We start from the raw sequence: 17,137 nt of genomic DNA on the forward strand, positions 1-17,137 counted from the left end.
TAGCCGGTCGCGTTCTGGCAGGGCGAGCGCCATCTTTTTCAGTCTGCGTATTTCGCCTTTGCATGTCGCAAAAAAACCGTGCCATAGAAGATTCGGCAAAATACAGCCGATAATCAGCATATGATCGGCAAAACCGCGCCAGTGATTTTCTGCACATCTCAAGCGGCAGTCCTGCAAGCTTTTTACTCGCAGAACGAAAATTCTGCTTTAAGGAGAAATCCAAATAAAGCTCCTCCTGTTAATTAACATGGGGAATAGCACATATATGATCAAACACAAGAACTCACATTCTTCTTTGTATCGCCATAAAATTAAAAAGATACGTTCAGTTCAAATTTATTTTTATCACACCCAACCCACATCCAGACCATAACGAAAAGCGACTAATCTCAACACCAATGCATAATCATGCTGCATCGCAGCGCTTTACAGAATCAGGGCGGATAGCTAACTGAAACCAATAAACTGGGAGGGTTCGGTTAAACGGTAAGCCACGGCATCCGCCGTGTGGAACGATTGGTGGTAAATATGATTAATGTTAACAATCAAATTATTAGCAGGCCTGACAGTGTATCCACGGCACTAACCTCTCGCGATCACCATCGCACCGACTGGTATAATAACGGTGGCAAGCGTTTTTTTGATATTACAATAAGCCTAATTGCGCTATCAATAATACTTCCTGCCCTTGCCATTCTAGGGCTGATAATATTCGCGCAAGACAAGGGAAAACCTTTCTTTATTCACAGCCGCGTAGGGCAAGAGGGAAAATCCTTCGGTTGCATAAAAATGCGGTCGATGGTCATGAACGCAGAGGAACGGCTTAAAGATATTCTGGCGGACTCCCCGGAAAAGCAGCAGGAATGGTCACAAACACAAAAGCTGAATGATGACCCACGCATCACCCGTTTGGGGAACATTCTGCGAAAAACCAGCCTTGATGAGCTGCCTCAGCTTTTCAATGTGCTGCGCGGTGAAATGAGCCTTGTTGGCCCGCGCCCGATTGTTCGTGACGAGTTGCCGCGTTATGGCAAAGACGCCGATACCTATCTGAAGCTGCGACCGGGTCTGACCGGGCTATGGCAGACGACAGGCCGGAATGACGTCAGCTATCAGGAACGTGTCGATATGGATGTCGCCTATTCGCGTAACATGTCCTTCGTGGAGGATCTGCGCATCATGGTGATGACTATCGTCACGATGCTGAAGCGGACCGGACGCTGACGCCCCGGTTCCCTGAAACTTGGGGCGGGCGCGAAAGCGCCAGCCCCACCCCTAAAGCGATCCATCCGCCGAAGAAACGAAAACTGTCGATACTCACCCCAAGCAACATCCACCCGATCAGTATCATCGCCACTGCAAGATGCATCCGCCCTAGATAGCTGCGCCCGTCAGCCATAATCAGGGACCGGAACAACACCGGCAGTATAATCATCAGCCACATTGAGTAACCGAGCATCCCCGTCTCTGACAGCATCCGCACATGCAGAGAGTAGGCCGGAGGCCAGCCAAGCTGGGTATCGCCCTCAGTGACGTAGCGCTGAACCTCCCAGCTTCGCATATCGTCCATATGGATATGCGATGGATAGTGAAACCCATACTGTCCGAAACCAACACCAATCAGAGGACGCTCGCGGAACATCGACATGCCAGCGCGGATTGCAGCTAGCCGGGTGACGTTTGAAGCGTTTTCAATCGCTCCGGGCGTGGTGTCGATCAACCCCTCAGTGCTGCCATACTCGATCAGGTTAGAGAATTTTTCTGTAACGCTCTGCCCCAAGCCCGGTGTGGTCAGAATAGCCATTGCAACCAGACAGGCAACCGTCGCGCCATAGATGAAGTAATCCTTTCGATGCCGGAAGAATGCAGCCGCAAGAACCGTGAACTGAATGCCGATGACCAGCATCGCAGTGCGCGACTGTGCCAGCCCCATGATCGCAATCACGATCAAGCTGTAAACAACAAGCTTAACCGGCGTCGCACGGGTCATGGCGAAGGGAAAGACGAAGCTGACCATGACGGCAGCCCACGACGCCTCGAACGCTGCGGTTCGCAGCCGGTTGGCGTAGTCTTCGTTCCCCGCATGGATCGCAATCGACAGTGTATCATAAAGCTGGGTCAAGCCCGGGATGCTGTACCACGACATCAACTCCAGAAAGCCGACCACCGCCATCACCCAAAGAGTGATCTCTGCTCCACGGGAAATATCACGCATCTGTCCTCGATGCGCGAGGTTGTAGAAAAGCAGTGAAACGAGAGGACCCAAAACCACCACCATACCTTGGGTAATGACTCGGCTCATCCCGCTGCGGCCCTTGAAATAGGCTGTCGAGATCTCATCGTAGTTCAGCACGACGCCGGTCACGATCACAGCGATGAAGATCAGAAAAATCGCAGTGAACGCGGCAGGAAACCGGATCTGTCTGGGCCTCAGCAGGAATAGCCCAAAGGCAATTGGGAAGAGATAGATAAACCCATCCTTCGCCATTTCTCCCACTGGCAGGAAAGGAGTGATATCATTGAATATCGTCGCGACCAACAGCATGATCACCAGCATCCGCGGAAGGACGCGGCCATCCGCCGCTGTCATTTCCAGATCTTCTTTTTCACCGCCGTCAGACAGCTGAAGGGGATAGCCATAAAAATAAGCGTTCTCGCGATGCCGAGGTAGGCATGGGGATCGGTCCACGAGAAATAATCTTGTTGCACCCGCAGCCGCGACACGAGGTTGCGCTTGCGTTTGGCGGCGGTCGTGCCGGTCTCGCTGACGATATACTGAGTTAGCACCTCGGGGATATTCGCGATGCGGTAATCCCGCGCCATGCGCATGAATAGCTCATAATCCTCGGCTGTTCTGTACCGATCGGAATAAACTCCAACCTTTTGCAGCGCCTCAGACCGGATCATGATGGTCGGATGCAGCATTGCCGGAACATAGCGCTGCCGCCTTTTCATCGCCGAAAATTCCGTCGGAAAGCGCAAGGTGAACAAGTAATCCCCTTCATCATTGACACAACGCGCCCAGGTTCCCACGATCCCGACATCAGGATTTTGTCCCATGAACACGAGCTGTTTTCTGAACCGGTCGGGCAGCGGAAGATCTCCGCAATCCAGCCGCGCGATGTAGCTATAGCCGTGATCAAATATCTCTCCGATTCCGGCATTCAGCGCATGCTCGATTCCTTGATTACATTCCAGCCGATGCAGCGTGACACGATGCGCCCCGGCACTCTCCGGAGCACGGATCGGTTCCGGAGAGCCATCATCCACAACTATAATATCAAACCGGGATTCATCTCGGGCCAGAATGCGCAGAGTTTCGTTCAGGCCAGACTGATCACGAAACACGGGAATGAGAACACAGATCTGCGGCCGGGATCGGGCGAAAGGCTGTCCCACATCATCGGTCATGTATGGACCTCATTACGCGCAATGCTCTGGCCGCGCTGACGGATCAGCCCGATGGTCAGACCCAGCAGGCAGCCGGTCACAATTCCCAACAATATAATGACCGGCTTCACATTAAACCCACTTGGCTGCGTCGGCACAATAGCCGGAGAAAAAAGCTGAACCGAGATTTCCGGCTCACCCATAAGGCTCTGAATTTGCCGATGTTCCAGCAGAAGCCGCTCATAGACGACAGCCGTTGCATCGACCTCGCGCTCAGCCTCGCGCTGCCTCGAATAAAGCTCGGCATTCTGGGCTATGGCATTGTCCTGTTCATCTTCGGCCCAGACATCTGAGCGCTGGCTCAGCAACCGCACCCGTTCCCGCATGGTCTGAGCGGTTTGTTCCGCGCTTCTCAATCCATTGGTCTGGTCGGTTATTTGTTGCTGAAGATTTTCCAGCATTTCCTGATAAACGGCGTTACGCAATTCCAGCCGATAGGCCAGATAGCCGTGCGCCACGGCATTGGCCGCGCCGGCTGCCAGCACCGGGTTTTCGGCGGTGTAGCTGAGATTTACCACGAATGAACGGCCGCTGTTGCTGACTTGCAGGTTCTGTCCCAACGTCCGAAGCAAGGCCTGACGCCCTTCGTTTTCTGTCTGATCGACGGGTGGCGGCTCGTTTGGGCTGCGGCCAGATTCCGCCAAAAGCGCCACCACCTCGGGCGACATTTCGTCGAGCGCATGACCCAAAACGACCGGCGTTACCATCGTTTCGACGATGGTCGAAGTCGCAGTCACCTCACCGGTCTCATCAGCCGTCTCACCCTGGCGTGTGATGAGCCCGGCTCGGGCAGCGTCGGAAATAAGCTTGGCCGAGGCCGAATACTGGTCGGGCAAACTCCGCGCCATGAAATACGCACCCACACCACCGAGAACACTTAGCACCAACACAAGAGGAAGATTGCGCCACAAAGCACGCAAAACATCCGAGAATGAGAAGGATCGAGGCGCTGCCTGCATCATCCTTCCTCCCCACACCAGGATGCGCATGATCGCGCCCGGCAAGAGACACCACGGACGAAGTCGGGATTGATTTTGCGGATCCGACGGGGCGGCTCGGCGATTGCGTCCGTCATCAGAAGCACATGAGACCCGACATGGGGACTCGCGGCACACAAACCTGCACGCACTCGCATCACCTTAAAACACAAAACAGCTTGAACTCACAAGCAGAGTAACGCGCTGCTCTTAGGCAGTTTTGTAGTTAACGTCGAGAAGAGAACGGAGGTCAGCAATCACAACAATGGTCAGTCGGCGATTGACCGCGCATCTAGCGCCCTTTTCTGCCCAAAACCACGCGAGACCTACTTATTGGACCGGATGCACCGCCAACATCACCGGACCTGACCGATGCGCAGATCGCATCCGCCTCGCGGCTCAGACGCTGCCAGCGATCCAGATAGCCCTGGCCGAATTTTTCTTCTGTCCTACCTGCGCCTTTCAGCATGCTTATGCCTTGTTTCAGCCGGGAATATCCCCGTTCGCCAAGCGCCAAGCTAACTCCACGCCGCGCTGATTCCCTGACCGAAACCGGGGGAAAAAGTGTACGCAGAAGGCTTAGTAAAGCTGCCCCACGGCGACCGGAATCCGCCAGACGCCAGACACGATCCTCCAGATGGTACCCGCTTTTTGCCGCCGCCGACCAGTCATGCGACTCCCGCTTAAACCACGCATAGGACAGGTCCGCCGTCTCGCGGCCCATCGTCAGGCGATGACTGTCCCGAGTTTCTTCCTTCACCAACGAAGTAACTGCGGCAACCACGAAGCCGATCCCGGCGCGATCCATCCGCATTGCCAGATCAGTATCCTGATTAACCCGCAGCGTCTCATCGAAAGGATATTTACGCGCGATTTCTGTCGACATTGCCAGCATGGATGTCTGAATCCGGCCCCGGTCGCGATAGGCGTACTCGACCAGTGAACTGCCTTTCTTCCACACAGGCTGAATAGAAGGCCGGATCTCTCCGTCGAGATGAAGAACCGAGCGACCGATCAGCACGCTGTGCATATGAGCGGGGTCGGCATAGAAGCTCCTGATCTCATCATATCGCCCCGAAAGCCACATATCGTCAGAATCGAGAAAACTGATATGCGTACCTGCTGCCTCACTCGCACCGCGATTTCGGGCAGCAGCACCCCGCAAATGCCGCGTCTGGCGCAGGATTTTAACGCCTTTGGATTCGAGAAACCCGTATTCTGAGGACAGGTCGGTTTCGGAGCAATCATCCACAACGATGATCTCGATCCGGTCCTCGGACTGATCCAGAATTGACAGTACCGACCGTAGCAAAGGCCGGGCCCGGTTGCGGTTCGGGATCACTACGGAAAGAAGAAAAGAGCTACTCATCACCAACCCATTCGATCCCAAAAATGCGGATCTGCATCCAATTACCAATTGGTGGTGAGTGCCTGAAGGCCGCAATGATGGCAAGCATCGGCTCGGCAACTTTCCGGCAAAGAGAGCCCTGTCGGTGCGAATCCGCTTGCGGTGCCGCGCAGGTTCCATACGATAACGCTATCTTTTCAGGCAGTGCAGATCCGGGATCACCTTCGGGCTGGACCGCTTTTTGTTTTTTTGTGGTTACTCTATGTCCGACACAGTTTTCCGGTCATCCTCGGATTACCCTTTTTTTTCTGTCGTCATCCCTGCATATAACCGCTCCGACAAAATAGGCCGGACGCTGGCCTCCTGCTTCGCTCAAAGCGATCCGGATTTTGAAGTGGTCGTTGTCGATGACGGCTCTGCTGATGATACTGCCGAAATAGTCGAGGCATATACCGACCCACGCATTCGCTGCATTCGTCAAGAAAATGCAGGAGCATCCGCCGCACGAAACAGGGGCGTGGCCGAAGCGCAGGGCCGATATGTGGCATTTCTGGATTCGGATGACGAGTTCCTGCCCGGAAAGCTCTCAAATTTTCGCAAAGCAATTACCGCAGATCCCGCGGGCGGAATGATCGTCTGGTACTCTCCGCTGTTTTTCCATCGCGACGAAGGCAATCGGATGGTGAAGCCGGGCAGGTCGATTGGCGAGAATGAACCCATCGGGGATTACCTTTTCGCCAATAACGGCCTGATGCAAACCTCGACACTTGTCGTACCTCGTGAGCTTCTGATGCGGACAGGTTTCGACGAAACGCTACGCTGTCTGGAGGATCTCGACCTGTGCCTGAGCCTTGAAAATGCCGGAGCCCGGTTTCGCATGCTGCCCGATCCTTTGGTGATCTGGCATGACGATCAGGCAGAGGGAAGACTTTCCTATACGACCTCTCCGGATGAAATTGTGGACTGGGCCAACCATCAGGCATCGCGACTGACCGCAAAGGCAGAAAGCGGATTTCTGGCACGTTTCCTCGTTCCTCAGATTTTACGCTCGCAGCCAAAACATGCCCTTTCTATCCTTCGCCGCGCAATCTTTCTTGGCGCCATATCACCCAAACGCGCCGCTGCGATCATGATGCATGGACTGACCCCGAGCACATATCGTCGCCTTCGGGATACAATGGTTAGGCTGCGGCATGGCTAAGCGGCAACCTAGCTCAGCGCCTCTACATATCGTTCATGTCACCGAGGCATCGCTTGGTGGCGTCGCCACCTATCTTGAGGAATTGCTTACCGCGCAGATTGAGGGCCTTCCCGAAGCTCGGATCGACCTGCTTAGCCCCGAGATCAATCGTGATGCGCTGTCTGGTGTCAACGGCAAAAATTTCCACTTTATCGGCTTCCCGCATAAGCGATCCTCTAAGAAGGATTTGATAACACTTGGCTGGCGAACGATCCAGCATTTGCGGCGCGTGAAGCCGGATATAGTACATATACACTCAACATTCGCCGGAGCCGCAATTCGCGGCCTTGCGCCTCTGATCCCGAGACGGACGAAAGTCATCTACTGTCCGCATGGATGGGCATTCTCTCGGCACGGCAGCCGCAGGATGCAACGCAGTGTGGCTGCGGTCGAGCGGGTACTCAGCAGGGCGACGGACCGCATTATCTGCATCTCGGATTATGAGCTGAGCGAAGCGCTGAATGTGGGCATTCCCGACCGCAAGCTGACCGTCATAAATAACGGCGTAAGCCCGCGCCCGGCTCTGCCCTCACGCAGCGCACGCAATGAAGGCCAGCCCCGGCTGATCGCCTTTGCAGGGCGATTTGACCGCCAGAAAGGCTATGACACCTTTCTGCAGGTGATGCGCAAGCTGGGCGATTCCGCCAGAGGCGCGGCGATCGGCAGCGCCATCGTCTCGGCAGATAAACTGCCCGAAGTGCCAGAGAATGTTGATCTTCTCGGCTGGCAACCCCGCCAGCGGGTGTTTGAACTGTTTTCTCGCGCTGACCTGCTTCTCGTGCCGTCTCGCTGGGAAGGATTCGGCCTGGTGGCGGTCGAGGCGATGCAGGCAAGGCTGCCGGTCTTTGCAAGCCGCGTCGGCGGCTTACAGGATATCGTGATCGACCATGAAACAGGACGCTTATTCACGCCGGATGCAGTTGAGGAAATTGTCGCAGCTATTCGGGCGAGCAGCGACACGGATCTGCGCCGATACGGTGAACAGAGCTATCGACGTTACCTGCAAAAATACACCGCGGATCGCATGGCAGGCCAAGTAGATGCGCTGTATCGGAATTTGCTGAACTGCGCTACCGACAGGACATAACACCGAAGGTTTGAAGTCCTCTGCAGCCAGATTATGCTTGGCGCTAAACAAGATGCGAAGGTCGAAATCCGGTTTTCCTTCGTGAATATGGGCCGCGTCCCGGCCAGTATCGGGGCGAAAGATGAAAACATCGTTTCCCGCTTCTTCGATATGCAACCAAAGATAGCGCCGCGTTGACACGCTCCGGCTATTTGCCACGGATCAGTCCGATGAAGTCGGTCAGACAACGGCGACACACCACCAACATTGCCATTGGATAAATAGCCATCCCTGTCAAGATAATCGCGGCAAGGCGTGGAAGCGTGACCGGTACCTCTGGGCCGGACAGGAAAAGCGACCAGACCACAGCGGCCATGATCAGTGCACCGATCCAAATCCGGAGCATTCTGAACATTATCGGCATTATAGCGCGGCCAATCAGAAACGTTGCAAAACCGACCGCGGTCACAACCGTCGCCGCTTCAGAGGCAATGAAGGCCACTCCGGCAGCATTATGTATATCTGCATCGGTGGCGATCATGAAGATTGCCACCATTGAAACCAACGCGAAGATGCTGCTGATCAGCCCATATTCGGGCCGCCCAAGCGCAGAATAGCCCGAGAAATAGAAGCGAAATGGCAGCGACAGCCCGACCCCAAGACAGAGCATCTGCGACAGCGGGACCGCGCCCTCCCAACCTGGACCGACCAGCATAGGCAGCAAAACGTGGGTTGCGACAGCCAGCCCGGCAAATGCAGGAATGATAATGAAGCCTGTAGCCAAGGCGATCTCACCGGCTTTTGCCGTCAGCTTCCGCGCATCAAGCTGCAGACGGACCAGAGCCGAGAAAGCAAGATTATGGCCGACCCCCATCAGTGCCATGCGCAACGGATCGACAATACGCAGTGCAATATTCCACTGGCCAAGAATAGCTTGCCCGAAATAGGCGTTTACCAGAAATGCCAACGTCGCCGGACCAGAATTGGTCACGCCGACATTTGCCAGATGCAGCCATGAAAAACGAAACAGCTCTCGGAAGCGTGTCGCGTGCCAACGCAACGGAAGAAGGACGCGCTTACCACCAAGCCCCATGAATCCGGCGGCCAGCATCGGAAAGAATAAATTGGGCAGAAGCCGTTGGAGGATCAGCGCATAGACGCCCCAACCGGAAAATGCGGCCATCACCGCTACCACGCAGGCAAGCGCGGTCGAGACTGCGTTACAGATCGACAGATCGACAAAACGCCGGTGCCGCCGTGCCATAGCACGCGCTACCGCTCCGGGCCCTTGGGCGAACAGCAACAGGCTGGAAACAATCAGCGCCACAGCAAAGCCCGGCGCATTGGCAAAATTCTCAATTATCGGGCCGAATACAGCCGACAGGGCCATCGATAGAAGCGTCAATATGCCCGAGACGAACAGCACAGTTTCAAGATGCGTGGTATAAAGCTGTCGCCGCTGCGCAAGAGATTCTTCGAATGGCAGGCCGATAAATGCGGCCATTACCGTATTCACGCCCAACACCATGCTGGCCAGGCCGAACTCTTCCGCGCTGAGAATACGCGCCATGACCATTGTGCTACCAAGCTGCAAGGCCAATCGGGTAATTGTATCAGCGGCCGACGCCCCGATCCAAATCTTGAAACTCGCCATAACAAAACACCTCGGCACACTCCGTGCCTTCTGCCGTCAAAGCCAGGCAGGCGCAAGCCGGGCAAAGATTATCAGGCAGAGGCAGCGTCTGTGGTGCAGAGTATTCCCGCAGCGAATTATCTGGGCCGAGCCGACGGCTTCAATCCCAAGTCGGATGCAAGCCTAGCGACACGCAACCGCTGCGGTATTGTGACGCCTGTACCCCTTTAGAGCATGGAATCATGCCTATGCCAGGTCATCCCGAGTGGCAGCCCGGCATGACCTGACAGCATCCGTTAAGCAGGTCGGAATTCGCAGATCAGCTTCTCAGCCGCTGCCCCTCGCCGTCGAAATGGAATGCGCGGGACTGGTCCGGGGTGAGCCAGACCTTGCTGTCCACCGCGTGATCATGCTCGCCGAACTGGCGAACTGTCAGCAGGCCGTGGTCGTCGGTGCGGACATAGGTCAGTGTCTCTCCGCCAAGCTTCTCAAGATGGCTGACCCGGCCCTCGATCTGCCCGTCAGTCTCCGAGATCTCTACATGCTCGGGCCGGATACCGAGCGTATCCGAACGCAGACCAAGCTGTCCCGCCTTCAGGAAATTCATCTGAGGGCTTCCGATAAACCCGGCGACGAATGTGTTATCCGGGTCGTTATACAGATCCATCGGCCTGCCGACCTGTTCGACCCGACCGGCCCGCAACACCACGATCTTGTCGGCCAACGTCATCGCCTCGACCTGATCATGGGTCACATAGATCATCGTCGCGCCCAGATCGCGATGCAGACGCGCAATCTCGATCCGTGTGGCGACGCGCAAGGCGGCATCGAGGTTCGACAAGGGTTCATCGAACAGGAACAGTTTCGGCGTCCGTACAATCGCGCGGCCAATGGCGACACGCTGGCGCTGTCCGCCCGACAATTCGGACGGGCGGCGATCCATCAGCGGCTCAAGCGCCAGCATTCCGGCGGCCTTGTCCACCGCTGCCGCCACCTTATCCTTCGGGGTGCCAAGCTGTTTCAATCCCAGCCCCATATTGTCGCGGACCGTCAGATGCGGGTACAGCGCATAGGTCTGGAAGACCATCGCGATTTCCCGCCGCGCAGGGGCCAGATCGTTGATCCGATCCCCATCCAGCAGGACATCGCCCGAGGTCACATCCTCAAGCCCCGCGATCATGCGCAGCAGGGTCGATTTACCACAGCCGGACGGGCCGACAAAGACGCAGAACTCACCGTCATTTACGGTTAGATCGACGCCCTTGATGACCTCGACCTTGCCGAATGTCTTGGTGACAGCAGAGAGATTCAGGGTTCCCATGTGAGTTCCTTCAGAGTTTTACGGGTGCGCCGCTGCGGACGCTTTCATCTGCGGCAAGGCAGACGGCCAGCGAACGCACGGCATCAGTCATGTGGCGGGACAGGTCGAGATCTTCGCGGATCGCACGGGCCATAAAAGCCTGCTCGCGGTCGCAGAGTTGCTGATGCCCAGGCTCATCCGCCATGCTCAGATCCTCATCGCCCTGCCCGACACGATGGATGCGGAGTGTCGAGGTCTTTGTGTGGGTATCGATGTCGTCCGAGCGTGCATCTTCCGGCATCCGGATAGAGACCGCGCCGTTCGGGCTGACCACATCCTTCACGAAAAAAGCGGTATCCGACATCATCGGACCCCAGCCGGCCTCATACCAACCGACCGAGCCATCATCGAACAGCACCTGAAAATGGCCGTAATTATACATGCCTTCCGGCACATCATCCGACAGGCGCAGCCCCATGCCGCGCACCTCAACCGGGGCGGCATCGGTGATCTGGCACATCACATCGACATAATGCACACCGCAATCCACAATCGGAGAGGTGGTCTGCATCAGCGCCTTATGCACCTGCCATGTCGGCCCGCTGCTTTGCTGATTGAGGTTCAGCCGGAACACATAGGGCCCGCCCAGATCCCGCGCCTCGGCGATCAGGCGCTGCCAGCTTGGATGGTGACGCAGGATATAGCCGACCGCCAGCTTGCGCCCGGTCGCCTGCGCACACTCCACCACACGCTGCGCATCGGCAACCGTCATGGCCAGAGGCTTTTCGACAAAGACATGCGCACCCGCCTTCATCGCGGCAATCGCATAATCGGCATGGCTGTCGGAATAGGTCGCGACACAGACCAGATCCGGCTTCGTCCTGTTAAGCGCCAGGGCGAAATCATGGTCCAGAGGATAGCCACGCAGTTCCTCCGGCAGATCCGGCATGCTGCGATTTACCAGCCCCACGATCTCAAAATCCGGGTTGGCATGGTAGGCGAGGGCGTGGCTGACGCCCATATTCCCCAGACCGGCGACAAGAACCCGGATCATTTGACCGCCCCCGCAGTGATGCCGCGGATCAGCTGACGCGAGAAGATCAGATACAGCACCAGCACCGGCACGATCGCCAGACCAAGGGCCGCCAGAACCGCATTCCAGTTGGTCACGAACTGCCCGATAAAGACCTGACTGCCCAGAGTGATGGTCTTGGTCTCCTCGGACGGAGCAAGGATCAGCGGGAACCACAGATCGTTCCAGATCGGAATCATGGTGAACACCGCCACCGTCGCCATCGCCGGTCGGACCAAAGGCAGCACCAGACGAAAGAAGATCTTGTATTCCGACAACCCGTCAATTCGCCCGGCATTCTTCAGGTCGTCGGAAACGCCCCGCATAAACTCGGACAGGATGAACACCGCCAGCGGCAAACCCTGCGCGGTATAGACCAGAATGAGAGCGGTCAGCGTATTGACCAGACCGGTCGCAACCATCAGCTGCAGAATGGCGACCGTCCCCAGACGGATCGGGATCATGATCCCAAGCGCCAGATACAGCCCCATGAGCATATTGCCCTTGAACCGGTACTCCGCCAGCGCAAACGCCGCCATTGCGCCGAACAGCAGTACGAAGAACAGGCTGCCGACCGTGACGGTCATCGAGTTCAGGAAGTACTGAAAAAAATCCCCCTGTTGCAGGACCGTCTGATAGCCGACCAGATCGAATGTCTCGGCATTCGGCAAAGCCAGCGGATCATTGAAGATCGCCCGGCGCGACTTGAAGCTGTTGACCACGATCACGAAGACCGGGAACAGCGCGATAATCGTATAAAGGATCAGGATCCCATGCGCCGCGACGCTGCGGGCGACTGACTGACGTGCAGAATTCATGTCATCACCTCAGAACTGATAGCGGCGCAGCCGCGTCTGAATACCGAACAGATAGAGACAGACACCAACCAGAATGATCCCGAACATCGCCGTCGCAATCGCAGCGCCCATATGGGGATCGCCAAGCTGCAACTGGAAGCCGAAGAAGGTCCGGTACAGGAATGTCCCCAGAATATCGGTCGAGAAATTCGGCCCCGCCAACGCCCCCTGACTGACATAGATCAGGTCGAACGCGTTGAAATTCCCGACAAAGGTCAGGATCGAAATGATCCCGATAGACGGCAGGATCAGCGGTAGCTTGATCTTCCAGAATTGCGACCAGCCAGTAATGCCGTCCATCTCGGACGCCTCGATCACCTCATCCGGGATCGACAGAAGTGCTGCATAGATCAGCATCATCGGGATGCCGACGAACTGCCAGACGGATACCAGCGCCAAGGTGGTCAGCGCATATTCCTCTTTCCCCAGCCAGGGCGCGAACAGAGCCTTCAGCCCCACCGCATCAAGCATCCCCGGCGCAATCCCCCAGATCGGCGACAGGATCAGCTTCCAGACAAAGCCTACGATCACGAAAGACAAGATTGTCGGAATGAAGATCGCGGTGCGGTAAAACGCCGCCATTCGCAGCCTCGGCGAAGACAGCAGCGCCGCCAGCATGATCCCGATTGGGTTCTGAACCAGCATATGAACCAGAAAGAACCAGCCATTATTGGCCAGAGCGTTCCAGAAAGATTCCGACCAACGCGGGTCCCCGAACAGGGTCGCGAAATTCTGTATTCCGACGAAAACCCGCTCTCCCGCCTCGGTCAGACCGAACAAGGACAGATTCAGCGTCCCGATCAGCGGAATGATCATGATCGCCGTATAGACCAGCACCGCAGGTGCCAGAAACACCGCGATATGCCAGCGAAATGCTCTTCGCTGCGCCATTAGACTTCCTTTCATCCTGGCTCAAATATCCTCGGGGGGTCCGGCCGTCAGGCCGGGCGGGGGCGGAAAGCCCCCTCCCCTGTGTCGTCATCGGGCATCAGACGCCCGGACGGTTTCTATTGCTGCGGCTCGTACCACGAAGCGAGACCTTCCTGCAGACGCGCCGCCACTTCCTCGGGCGTCTCTGATTTGGTCATCACATTCGCACTGGCATTCCAGGTCTCGGTTTCCAGATTCGGCGTACCACGCGACAGGATCTGATAGGTGGACCGGATCGTTTCTTCGCAATTCTCGCGCCAGCTTACGAATTCGGTCGCCAGCGGGTCCTCCATCTCGACCGGAGTCGCGTTCATCGAGAAGAAGCCGGGCAGCGCATTCGCATAAAGTGCGGCAAATTCGGGAGAACCGACCCATTCAAGGAAGGTCCGCGCCTCTTCCGGGTGCTCGGTCGCGGCATTCATGCCCATCCCGATATCGGTGTGATCGCTGATATAGCATGTATCGCCCTCGGCAGCGACAGGCGGCGGGAAGGCTCCCATCTCGAACGCGCCCTCAATCTGCGGCGTAAAGACGCCGATTTCCCAGGACCCGGTCGGATAGATCGCCGCACGGCCAAGCGTGAACAGGTTCTGACTGTCCGGATAGGTCTGCGCCTCATAACCGTCGCCCAGATAATCGGTCCAGCGGACAAGCTGGCGGAACGGCTCGACCCATTGTTCATCGGTCAGCTTCTGGCTGCCGTCGATAAGCGCCTTGCGGCCCTCCTCGCCTTTCCAGTAAGTCGGCCCGATATTCTGATAGCCCATCGTCGCGGCTTCCCACTGATCCGCCGTTCCCATTGCCATCGGGATATAAGTGCCATCTTCCTTGAGCGCGTCGAGCACCGCGTAGAATTCGTCGACTGTCGTCGGAGCTTCCAGCCCGAGCTCCTCGAACGCGGTCTTGTTATACAGGAAGCCGTGGATCACTGAGGCCATCGGTACACAGAATGTCGCACTTCCGTCGTCGGTCTGCCATGCGGATTTCGCGACATCCGAGAAATTCGCCATGACCGGCAGATCGGTCAGGTCAGCGATCTGACCCTGCGAGAACAGTTCAAGCGAAGCATCGAACGGGCGGCAAGTGATCAGATCGCCAGCGGAACCTGCATCCAACTTGGAATTCAGGATCGCGTTATATTCCGCCGGTGCGGTGGGCGAGAACTGGATCCTGATGCCCGGATTGGCTGCCTCGAAAGCCGGTATGATAATGTCCTGCCAGATGGTCAGGTCATCGTTCCGCCAGCTTTCGATGGTCAGTGTGACGTCCTGCGCGGCAGCAGCGCCACCCAGAATCGTCGTGGCAAGACATGCCAGCTTGATGGATTTTTTCATTTCCCTCTCCCTGTATCCGGGCCGTATCGGCCCATAATGGACTTCCTCTTTTATATCAGTCGAGTAGCGGGGCAAGATGCCCCTCCGTCCTCTCCAGCGCCGCCGAAGCTTCATCCGGGGCCATGCCACGCGCAACCAGAATCGCGGATTTGACAGCGCCTTTCGTTGCCAGCAGCGCAGCCTCGGCCACCGGAGGCGGCACCTGTGCAAGTTCTCCGACGATCCGGGCCGCACGGGCGACAAGTTTCGCGTTATCCGCGACAAGATTGACCATATGTCCGTCATGAACATGGCCCAGCTTGATGCCGACCATGACGGACAGAAGGTTCAGCGCCGCTTTCTGCGCAGTCGCCGCACCCAGCCGGGTGGACCCGGCAATGATCTCTGCTCCGGTATCGATCAGCACGGGAATATCGGCGGTCGCCAGCAGCAATGTGTCAGGCACATTCGCGATTCCGACCACGACGGCCCCCGCAGCCTGCGCTGCTTCGGCCGCGGCCAGAGCATATGGCGTCGACCCCGAAGCCGATACGGTCAGCAGGACATCGCCCTCTCCCAGACCGGCGCGTTCGACATCGTCCTGCGCCAGCACTGGATCATCTTCGACACTGCCGCGCATATGCAGCAATGCCTCGGCGCCGCCCGCGAACAGCATCGGCGTCCGGTCAACCGGTACACCGAATGTTCCCGAAAGCTCAAGGCAATCGGCCATCGCCATCAGGCCCGAACTTCCCGCGCCTGCATAGGCCATCTTATGACCGCTCCGAAGCGCGGCAGCCCCCGCTTCGGCAGCTTTTTCAATTGCAGGAAAAGCGGGCCGCAGCGCGTTCAGCGCGTTGATCTGAGAATCGAGCGCAAGCGCCAGCACCTCACCGGACGCATTTGCGTGCAATCCGGTCGATGCTGAATGTCTGGCTTCGGTGCTGCGAGCGTTCATCCGATTCTCCCCTTCCAGAAAATAATGCCAAAGCAATACCAATTGCAAACCCTTTTTATCGAGCGATTCGATTTTCGGGGATTTTCCTAGGCTCAGGACTCGTTCTTGATCATAACCAGAAGATGACGGTCGCGGCGAGCAGGATTGCAGAGAAGAAGGTCTCGGGGCAACGGTCGTATCGGGTGGCGACGCGCCTCCAATCCTTGAGTCGGCCGAACATGATTTCGATGCGGTTGCGGCGTTTGTATCGCCGCTTGTCGTATTTGACGGGTTTCTTGCGCGACTTCCGACCCGGGATGCAAACCTTTATCCCCTTGTTTTTCAAGGCATCTCTGAACCAGTCGGCATCATAGCCCCGATCGGCCAGCAGCCAATCCGCCTCCGGCAGGCTGTTCAGAAGTGCCGCTGCCCCGGTGTAATCACTGACTTGTCCGGCGGACATGAAGAACCCTATCGGGCGGCCCTTCGCGTCGGTGACGGCGTGCAGTTTCGTGTTCATGCCGCCTTTCGTTCGCCCGATCTGGCGCCCGCGCCCCCTTTTTTGATCCGCAGGCTCGAGGCCGTGCGATGCGCTTTCAGATAGGTCGCGTCGATCATGATCGTATTGTGTTCGGCGCTCTCGGCGGCGAGGCCCACCATGATCCGGGCGAAGGTCCCGTTCTCGCTCCAGCGCTTCCAGCGGTTGTCGAGCGTCTTGGCGGGGCCGTAGTCCGTCGGCGCGTCGCACCATCGCAAGCCATTACGATTGATGAATATTATGCCGCTCAGCACACGCCGGTCGTCAACGCGTGGCTTGCCGTGGGATTTCGGGAAATAGGGTTTCAGACGCTCCATCTGCGCGTCAGTCAGCCAGAAAAGGTTGCTCATAAATCAGGTCTCCTTGCAGAGCCTGAATCACGCAAACAGCCCGAAATCAATGGGTCTGGAGCCTAATGATTATTAATATATACGTCTAGACAAAATTTTCCCCTTTTCTTTTGGTATTGCTTTGGT

The 17,137-nt window shown here is 56.8% G+C and carries 15 protein-coding genes; 3 read left to right on the forward strand and 12 right to left on the reverse strand.

The annotated features are described in order from the left end of the window. The first annotated feature begins 528 nt into the window (after positions 1-528). Positions 529-1,224, forward strand: coding sequence for a sugar transferase (locus PAE61_RS14145; RefSeq protein WP_271113018.1), 696 nt, complete (start codon positions 529-531; stop codon positions 1,222-1,224). Here PAE61_RS14145 and PAE61_RS14150 read toward each other — a convergent pair. The 4 genes from PAE61_RS14150 to PAE61_RS14165 all read right to left on the reverse strand — a co-directional run bounded on the left by PAE61_RS14150 (position 1,196) and on the right by PAE61_RS14165 (position 5,796). Then, complete coding sequence (locus PAE61_RS14150) at positions 1,196-2,557, reverse strand: O-antigen ligase family protein (protein WP_271113019.1); 1,362 nt, start codon at positions 2,555-2,557, stop codon at positions 1,196-1,198. The genes PAE61_RS14145 and PAE61_RS14150 overlap by 29 nt on opposite strands. Before the next feature lie 29 nt (positions 2,558-2,586). Then, positions 2,587-3,411: a glycosyltransferase gene (locus PAE61_RS14155; protein WP_271113020.1), complete on the reverse strand. Its 825-nt coding sequence runs from the start codon at positions 3,409-3,411 to the stop codon at positions 2,587-2,589. Next, positions 3,408-4,409, reverse strand: a complete 1,002-nt coding sequence (locus tag PAE61_RS14160) for a GumC domain-containing protein (RefSeq protein WP_271113021.1) — start codon at positions 4,407-4,409, stop codon at positions 3,408-3,410. The genes PAE61_RS14155 and PAE61_RS14160 overlap by 4 nt, the downstream gene beginning before the upstream one ends. A 310-nt stretch (positions 4,410-4,719) precedes the next feature. After that, positions 4,720-5,796 (reverse strand): glycosyltransferase family 2 protein, encoded by a 1,077-nt coding sequence (locus PAE61_RS14165; RefSeq protein ID WP_271113022.1) that lies wholly within the window; start codon positions 5,794-5,796, stop codon positions 4,720-4,722. Between the two features lie 241 nt (positions 5,797-6,037). On the opposite strand from PAE61_RS14165, the gene PAE61_RS14170 reads away from it, so the two are divergent. Together PAE61_RS14170 and PAE61_RS14175 are read left to right on the forward strand one after the other, a co-directional pair. Continuing rightward, positions 6,038-6,976 carry a glycosyltransferase family 2 protein gene (locus tag PAE61_RS14170; protein WP_271113023.1) on the forward strand — a complete coding sequence of 313 codons (939 nt, stop codon included), beginning with the start codon at positions 6,038-6,040 and terminating at the stop codon, positions 6,974-6,976. Further along, entirely contained in the window at positions 6,969-8,102 is a 1,134-nt protein-coding gene (locus PAE61_RS14175) for a glycosyltransferase (protein WP_271113024.1), read from the forward strand. The genes PAE61_RS14170 and PAE61_RS14175 overlap by 8 nt, the downstream gene beginning before the upstream one ends. 187 nt (positions 8,103-8,289) lie before the next feature. Here PAE61_RS14175 and PAE61_RS14180 read toward each other — a convergent pair whose 3' ends face one another. From PAE61_RS14180 to PAE61_RS14215, 8 genes are all read right to left on the reverse strand, one after another. Continuing rightward, on the reverse strand, positions 8,290-9,735 hold the full coding sequence (locus PAE61_RS14180; protein ID WP_271113025.1) for an oligosaccharide flippase family protein: 1,446 nt from the start codon (positions 9,733-9,735) through the stop codon (positions 8,290-8,292). 298 nt (positions 9,736-10,033) lie between these two features. Beyond that, on the reverse strand, positions 10,034-11,035 hold the full coding sequence (locus tag PAE61_RS14185; protein WP_271113026.1) for an ABC transporter ATP-binding protein: 1,002 nt from the start codon (positions 11,033-11,035) through the stop codon (positions 10,034-10,036). A gap of 10 nt (positions 11,036-11,045) precedes the next feature. Then, entirely contained in the window at positions 11,046-12,068 is a 1,023-nt protein-coding gene (locus PAE61_RS14190) for a Gfo/Idh/MocA family protein (protein ID WP_271113027.1), read from the reverse strand. Further along, a complete protein-coding gene (locus tag PAE61_RS14195; protein ID WP_271113028.1) occupies positions 12,065-12,904 on the reverse strand; it encodes a carbohydrate ABC transporter permease in 840 nt (279 codons plus the stop codon). The genes PAE61_RS14190 and PAE61_RS14195 overlap by 4 nt, the downstream gene beginning before the upstream one ends. A 9-nt stretch (positions 12,905-12,913) precedes the next feature. Continuing rightward, positions 12,914-13,834, reverse strand: a complete 921-nt coding sequence (locus tag PAE61_RS14200; protein ID WP_271113029.1) for a carbohydrate ABC transporter permease — start codon at positions 13,832-13,834, stop codon at positions 12,914-12,916. A 116-nt stretch (positions 13,835-13,950) separates the two neighbouring features. After that, positions 13,951-15,207, reverse strand: a complete 1,257-nt coding sequence (locus PAE61_RS14205) for an ABC transporter substrate-binding protein (protein WP_271113030.1) — start codon at positions 15,205-15,207, stop codon at positions 13,951-13,953. A gap of 55 nt (positions 15,208-15,262) precedes the next feature. Further along, complete coding sequence (locus PAE61_RS14210) at positions 15,263-16,144, reverse strand: N-acetylmuramic acid 6-phosphate etherase (protein ID WP_271113031.1); 882 nt, start codon at positions 16,142-16,144, stop codon at positions 15,263-15,265. A 109-nt stretch (positions 16,145-16,253) separates the two neighbouring features. Further along, positions 16,254-17,011, reverse strand: a protein-coding gene (locus tag PAE61_RS14215) for an IS5 family transposase (protein ID WP_271113032.1) whose coding sequence is annotated in 2 segments (ribosomal slippage) — positions 16,254-16,675 and positions 16,675-17,011 — 759 coding nt in all. Because the reading frame shifts where the segments join, the coding sequence is not laid out codon by codon here. Positions 17,012-17,137 lie beyond the last annotated feature (126 nt).

This window comes from Paracoccus aerodenitrificans, assembly GCF_027913215.1.
Classification (GTDB): Bacteria; Pseudomonadota; Alphaproteobacteria; order Rhodobacterales; family Rhodobacteraceae; genus Paracoccus; species Paracoccus aerodenitrificans.